The 6,432-nt window shown below is 65.5% G+C and carries 7 protein-coding genes; 3 read left to right on the top strand and 4 right to left on the bottom strand.

Annotated features, from left to right (window positions below):
- The first annotated feature begins 123 nt into the window (after positions 1–123).
- The 3 genes from flgJ to flgL all read left to right on the top strand — a co-directional run bounded on the left by flgJ (position 124) and on the right by flgL (position 3,845).
- Complete coding sequence (flgJ, locus tag ACEN88_RS21915; protein WP_413343000.1) at positions 124–573, top strand: flagellar assembly peptidoglycan hydrolase FlgJ; 450 nt, start codon at positions 124–126, stop codon at positions 571–573.
- A gap of 76 nt (positions 574–649) precedes the next feature.
- Positions 650–2,599: a flagellar hook-associated protein FlgK gene (gene flgK / locus ACEN88_RS21910; RefSeq protein WP_413342998.1), complete on the top strand. Its 1,950-nt coding sequence runs from the start codon at positions 650–652 to the stop codon at positions 2,597–2,599.
- Between the two features lie 16 nt (positions 2,600–2,615).
- The gene (gene flgL / locus ACEN88_RS21905) at positions 2,616–3,845 is read left to right on the top strand and encodes a flagellar hook-associated protein FlgL (protein WP_413342996.1); all 1,230 of its coding nucleotides are present in this window, start codon (positions 2,616–2,618) and stop codon (positions 3,843–3,845) included.
- A 250-nt stretch (positions 3,846–4,095) separates the two neighbouring features.
- Here the strand turns inward: flgL and fliR are convergent, their stop codons facing one another.
- Genes fliR through fliO form a run of 4 tightly spaced genes read right to left on the bottom strand, consistent with a single transcriptional unit; the run spans position 4,096 to position 6,403 of the window.
- A complete protein-coding gene (fliR, locus tag ACEN88_RS21900) occupies positions 4,096–4,917 on the bottom strand; it encodes a flagellar biosynthetic protein FliR (protein WP_413342995.1) in 822 nt (273 codons plus the stop codon).
- Positions 4,918–4,930: 13 nt separating this feature from the next.
- Entirely contained in the window at positions 4,931–5,200 is a 270-nt protein-coding gene (gene fliQ / locus ACEN88_RS21895; protein WP_413342994.1) for a flagellar biosynthesis protein FliQ, read from the bottom strand.
- Positions 5,201–5,210: 10 nt separating this feature from the next.
- The gene (gene fliP / locus ACEN88_RS21890) at positions 5,211–5,954 is read right to left on the bottom strand and encodes a flagellar type III secretion system pore protein FliP (RefSeq protein WP_413342992.1); all 744 of its coding nucleotides are present in this window, start codon (positions 5,952–5,954) and stop codon (positions 5,211–5,213) included.
- Entirely contained in the window at positions 5,954–6,403 is a 450-nt protein-coding gene (gene fliO / locus ACEN88_RS21885) for a flagellar biosynthetic protein FliO (RefSeq protein WP_413343002.1), read from the bottom strand. Before fliO ends, fliP begins: the two co-directional genes overlap by 1 nt.
- Positions 6,404–6,432: the final 29 nt, after the last annotated feature.

The following is a 6,432-nucleotide window of genomic DNA, read 5'->3' as shown; positions in this document are numbered from 1 at the left end:
CGAAGACGTTCACGGGCATGCTGGACCAGCAGATGAGCCAGAAAATGGCCAAGCGCGGCATCGTGTCCGGATCGGCCTGCAGGCGCCGCGCGCGGCACGGACAACGCCAACAAGCCGGCACACGTGCGCGCGTTCCAGGAAAAGCTGGCCGACGCCGCCGAGGAAGCGGAACAGGCCACGGGCGTGCCCGCGAAATTCATGATGGGCCAGGCCGCGCTCGAAACGGGTTGGGGCCGCCGCGTGATCCGCAACGCGGACGGCACCTCGAGCAACAACCTGTTCGGCATCAAGGCCGGCCCGGGTTGGAAGGGCAAGGTGGCGACGGCCGTCACGACGGAATACATCAACGGCAAGCCGCACACGCGCGTGGAGAAATTCCGCGCCTACGATTCGCATGCGGACGCGTTCAAGGATTACGCCCGCTTGCTGAGCAATAACCCGCGCTACGAAAAAGTGCTGGCGCACGGCGGCGACGCGGCCGCGTTCGCGCACGGCCTGCAACGCGCCGGCTATGCGACCGATCCGCAATACGCGGCCAAGCTGTCGCGCATCATCAAGCACTCGCTGGCGTAATGGGGTGATGAGAAAAGAACAAGAATAAAGTTTTGGCGGAACTTGCCGTCAATGACATAGCAGAAAGAAAACCACCATGTCCCTCCTCAGCATCGGCAAAACCGGTTTGTACGCCGCCCAGGCAGGCCTGGCGACGACCGGCAACAACATCACCAACGCCAACGTGGCCGGCTACAGCCGCCAGGTGGTGGTGCAGGCGACTGCGATCTCGATGGGGGGCTCCAACGGCTACATCGGCACCGGCACGGAGGTCGCCCAGGTCAAGCGCTATTCGGACGATTTCCTCAACGCCCAGGTGCGCACGGCCCAGGCGGCGAGCAGCGGGCTGGACGCCTACCAGGCGCAGGTGCAGCAGATCGACAACCTGCTGGCCGACACGACGTCCGGCCTGTCGCCGGCGCTGCAGGACTTCTTTTCGGCCGTGCAGAACCTCACGGGCGACGGCGCGGGCGTGTCGTCGCGCGGCTCGTTCATGACGTCGGCCGACACGCTGGCCGCCCGCTTCCAGAGCATGACCGGCCGCCTGGAGGAAATCCGCAAGGGCGTCAACACCCAGCTGACCGCGAGCGTCACGACGATCAACACGTATGCCAAGCAGATCGCCCAGCTGAACGACAAGATCGGCCAGCTGACGGAGGCCGGCGGGCTGAACCCGCCGAACGACCTGCTGGACAAGCGCGACCAGCTGATCATGGACCTGAACAAGCAGGTCAAGGCTACCGTCGTGCCGGGCGATAACTACAGCCTGACCGTGTCGATCGGCAACGGCCAGCCGCTCGTCGTCGGCGTGAACGCCTTCGAACTGGCGGCCACGAATTCGCCGACCGACCAGACGCGCGTGACGATCGGTTACGTCACCCACGGCAAGATCACGCCGATGGCCGAGAGCGCGCTCACGGGCGGCGAACTGGGCGCCGTGCTGCAGTTCCGCAGCCAGTCGCTGGACTTGGCGCAGAACTCGCTGGGCCGCGTCGCGATCGCCCTGGCCACGACGATGAACGACCAGAACAAGCTCGGCCTGGACGGCAACGGCAACCCGGGCGGCGACATTTTCTCCATCGCGCCGGCCGACGTGACCAAGAACATCAACAACAACCAGACGAGCACGACGGCCATCAAGGCCACGGTCGTCGACGCCACGCAGCTCACGACGAGCAACTACAAGGTCGATTACGACGGCACGAACTACAACGTGTACCGCCTCTCGGACAACAGGAAGACGGTGATCTCGCCGTACCCGCAGACCCAGGCGCAGGTCATCGACGGCCTCGCGTTCGACATCCAGGGCGTCGCCGATTCGGGCGACAACTTCCTCGTGCGCCCGACGCAGAACGGCGCCGCCAACTTCAAGCTGGCGCTGACGGACGGCGCGCAGATCGCGGCTGCCGCGCCGATCGCCACGAGCGTCCCGCTGACCAACAGCGGTACGGGCAAGATCAGCGCGGGGGCGGTCGACAAGAACTACCTCGGCGCGCCGCTGACCGGCAAGGTCACGCTCGCCTTCGACAGCACGACGGGCACGCTGTCCGGTTTCCCGGCCGGACAAACCGTCACCATGACGGGAAAGACCGGGACGACGACGTACCCGGCCGGCGCCGCCCCGCTCTTCGAGGACGGCGCCAGCTACACGGTGGCCGGCATGAGCTTCACCATGAACGGCAAGCCGGGCAATGGCGACACCTTCACCATCGCGCCGAACACGGGCCTGGGCGACACGCGCAATGCGGGCCTGATGGGCGATCTGCAATCGAAGAACATCCTCGACGGCGGCAAGGCCACATACCAGTCGGCCTATGCCACGCTGGTGTCCACGATCGGCAACAGGACGCGCGAAGTGCAGGCCAATGCGGAAGCCGCGGCGGCCCAGCTGACGCAGGCGGAGGCCGCCGCCAACAACGTCTCCGGCGTCAACCTCGACGAAGAGGCCGCCAACCTGCTCAAGTACCAGCAGGCTTACCAGGCGTCGGGCAAGGTGATGCAGATCGCCGACACGATCTTCAACGCGCTGTTGCAGATCGGCCATTGATTAACGGAGCCACGCCATGACCTTACGCATCAGCACCAACGCGATCTACCAGGCCGGCACCACGCAGATCAACACGCTGCAGAGCCAGATGGCCAAGACGCAAATGCAGCTGTCGACCAACAAGCGCATGCTGACGGCCGCCGACGATCCGATCGGCTCGGCCAAGGCGCTCGAACTGACGCAGTCGCAATCGATGAACACGCAGTTCGGCACCAACCGCACGAACGCGAAGTCGTCGCTGTCGCTGGTCGACAAGACGCTCACCGACGTCTCGAACCAGATCCAGGACATCCAGACGCTGATCGTCACCGCCGGCAACGGCGGCTACACGCAGAGCGACCGCGAGGCGCTGGCCATCGAACTGGAAGGGCGCATGGCCGACCTGCTCGGCTCGGCCAACACGACGGACGGCGCGGGCACCTATCTGTTCTCCGGCTACAAGACGACCACGCAACCGTTCACGCAGACCCCGACGGGCGCGACTTACCAGGGCGACCAGGGCCAGCGCATGCTGCAGGTGGGGTCGGCGCGCAAGATGGCGATCAGCGAAAGCGGCAGCGCCATCTTCGAAGCGAACGTCACCGGCAACGGCACCTTCGTCACGCAGGCCGCCGGCACGAACACGGGCGCGGGCATCATCTCGCCGGGCGCCGTGACGGACGCGACCAAGGTGACGGGCCACGATTACGCGATCGCCTTCCAGGTTGCGGGCACGCCGGCCGTGACGACGTACACGGTGACGGACAACTCGACGTCGCCCGGCACCGCCGTGCTGAGCAACCAGCCCTACACGGCGGGCGCCTCGATCGCCTTCGATGGCGTCTCGTTCGACATCAAGGGCGCCCCGGCGAACGGCGACGCGTTCACCGTGCAGCCGAGCCAGAAGCAGTCCGTGTTCACGACGATCAACGACCTGATCCAGACGCTGCGCAGCCCGTCCGACGGCTCGGCGGGCAAGGCCGCGCTGGCGAACAACCTGAACACGGCCAGCCTGAACATGAAGAACGCACTGGACAACGTGCTGTCCGTGCAAGCCTCGGTGGGCGCGCGCCTGAAGGAAGTCGACTCGCTGGACAGCACGGGCGACGACCTCAACATCCAGTACCAGACCACGCTGAGCGACCTGCAGGATCTGGACATGGTCAAGGCGGTGTCGCTGTACACCCAGCAGCAGCAAACGCTGCAGGCGGCCCAGGTGTCGTTCAAGACAATGTCGGGCCTGTCTCTCTTCAACTACATCTCGTAAATTTCCCCGATTCGGGGTCAGAGCCCGTTTTTTGGAAACTTCGGGGTCAGAGCAAATTTTTGGGTAAGTGCTCGTCGTCACCACAGACGTCGTGCGGGACCGCTTTCTTCGGAATGTTGTAAGCCGATGACGGATTGAACGCGAAGCCACGAATGCAAATGGTTTCGGAACCATTGCACAGAAATGTGCTCTGACCCCGAATTGCGCGAAAAATGTGCTCTGACCCCGAATTGTTACTGACCCCGAATTGTTATCGCGGGGCGGCGGGTGGTGGTGGCTGCCCCGGCCGTTGGCCGCCCACGCGCGGGATCTTGCGGCCCGCCTCGATCCCCTGGTTGAACAGGTTCTGCAGCGGTGTGCCGAGGTACGGCAGCGTGAGGCTGATGATGAGGAAGCCGGCACCCAGCGTGATCGGGAAGCCGATGCCGAACAGGTTCAGCTGCGGCGCCGCGCGCGTCAGGATGGCCAGCGCGATGTTGGTGATGAGCATGGCGGCAACGATCGGCAGCGCGATCTGCAGGCCGGCCGAGAACACGCGGCTGCCCCAGCGCACCATTTCCAGCGGCGCGGACAGCGACATCGGCGTGGCCGAGATCGGCAGCGTGAAGAAGCTCTCCGCAAGCGCCTCGATCAGCACCAAATGGGCATTCATGGCGAGGAACGCCATCGTCGCGACGAGGGCGAGGAACTGGCTGATGGCCGACGAGCGCCCGGCCGAGCTGGGATCGAAGAACGTGGCGAACGAAAAGCCCATCGTCGAGCTGGCGACCTCGCCCGCGAATTCGACGGCGGCGAACACGAGGCGCATCGCAAACCCCATCGCCACGCCGATGAGCAGTTCCTGCGCGACGATCAGGATGCCCGCCCACGACGTCGGATCGACGGCTGGAACGGGCGGGAGCGTGGGGCCGATGATCGCGGCCAGCAGCACGCCGAGCGTCGTCTTGATGAGGATGGGGACGGCCGTGTTGCCGAACACGGGCGCGACCGCGACGAGCCCGAGGATGCGCGTCAGCGGCCACAGGAGGCCGCCGATCCATGCATACAGCTCCGTCGTGGTGAACGAAATCATCGCGGGCGCAACGTCAGCCGATCATCTGCGGGATGCCGCTGAACAGGGTGCGCATGTAGTCGGTCATGACCGTGATCATCCACGGCCCCGCGAGCACGAGCGCGATGAAGACGCCGATCAGCTTGGGGATGAAGGACAGGGTCTGTTCGTTGATCTGCGTGGCGGCCTGGAAGATGCTGACGACGAGGCCGATGACGAGCGCGACGAGCAGCAGCGGCGCCGACACCATCAGCGTGACTTCCATGGCCGTGCGGCCCATCGCGAGGACGCTTTCCGGAGTCATATCGTCCTCCCTAGTAAAAACTCTGGGACAACGAGCCCAGCAGCAACTGCCAGCCGTCGACGAGCACGAACAGCATCAGCTTGAACGGCAGCGAGATCACGGCCGGCGACATCATCATCATACCCATCGACATCAGCACGGACGCGACGACCATGTCGATGATGAGGAACGGTATGAAGATGGCGAAGCCGATCTGGAACGCGGTCTTCAGCTCGCTCGTGATGAAGGCGGGGATCAAGACGCGCAGCGGCACGTCTTCCGGACCCTGCAGCGCGGGCGTGCGCGAGATTTTCACGAACAGGGCGAGGTCGGACTGGCGCGTCTGCTTCAGCATGAAGCCCTTCAGCGGGGCCGCGGCCTTGTCCATCGCCTCGCCCATCTGGATGCGGTTTTCCTGCAGCGGCACGTACGCTTCGGTGTAGACGCGATCGAACGTGGGCCCCATCACGAACAGCGTGAGGAACAGGGCGAGGCCCACCATCACCTGGTTCGGCGGCGCCGTCTGCGTGCCGAGCGCCTGGCGCAGCAGGGAGAGCACGATGATGATGCGCGTAAAACTCGTCATCATCAGCAGCGCCGCGGGGATGAAGGTCAGTGCCGTCATCAAGAGCAGCGTCTGCACCGGCAGGGAATAGGCGGTGCCGCCGCCCGGGGCCGGGCTCGTCGTGAAAGCGGGGATGGCGGGCGCCGCCACCGCCGCCGCCAGCGGCAGGGCGATCAGCCCCGTCGCCAGCAGGAGTCGTTTATTGAGCATCACTTGCGTTTGTCGATCGTTTGTTTGAGCCAGTCGGCGAAGCTGTGCGCGGCCGGCCCCGTATTTTCTTGCGGAGCAAGCGCGGCGTTCGTACCGCCGTTGTCGCCATTCTGCCCGTCCTGGCGCGGCATGGTCGCCAGCGCGTTGATGCGGCCGGGTGATGCACCGACCACGATCCATTCATTGCCCACTTCGACCACCACGATGCGCTCGCGGCCGCCGAGGTTCAGCGAGCCGACGACGCGCAGGTTCGCGTTACCGCCGCCGACCTTCGGGCCGTAGCGCTTGAGGAACCAGGCGAGGGCGCCCAGCACGGCCAGCACGAGGATCAGCGCCAACAGGGTCTGCAGCAGGCTGCCCGTCGACGTGCCCGCAGGCAGAGTGACCGGAGGGACGGTGGCGCCGGGCGCGGCAGGGCGCGGTGCGACGACGTCGGGGGTGGCGGTCACTGCCGGGGCGGTGATGTCGGGCTGGACGG

This window comes from Massilia sp. CT11-108 (genome assembly GCF_047302915.1).
Classification (GTDB): Bacteria; Pseudomonadota; Gammaproteobacteria; order Burkholderiales; family Burkholderiaceae_D; genus Telluria; species Telluria orientalis.
This window is presented reverse-complemented; position numbering and strand designations above follow the sequence as displayed.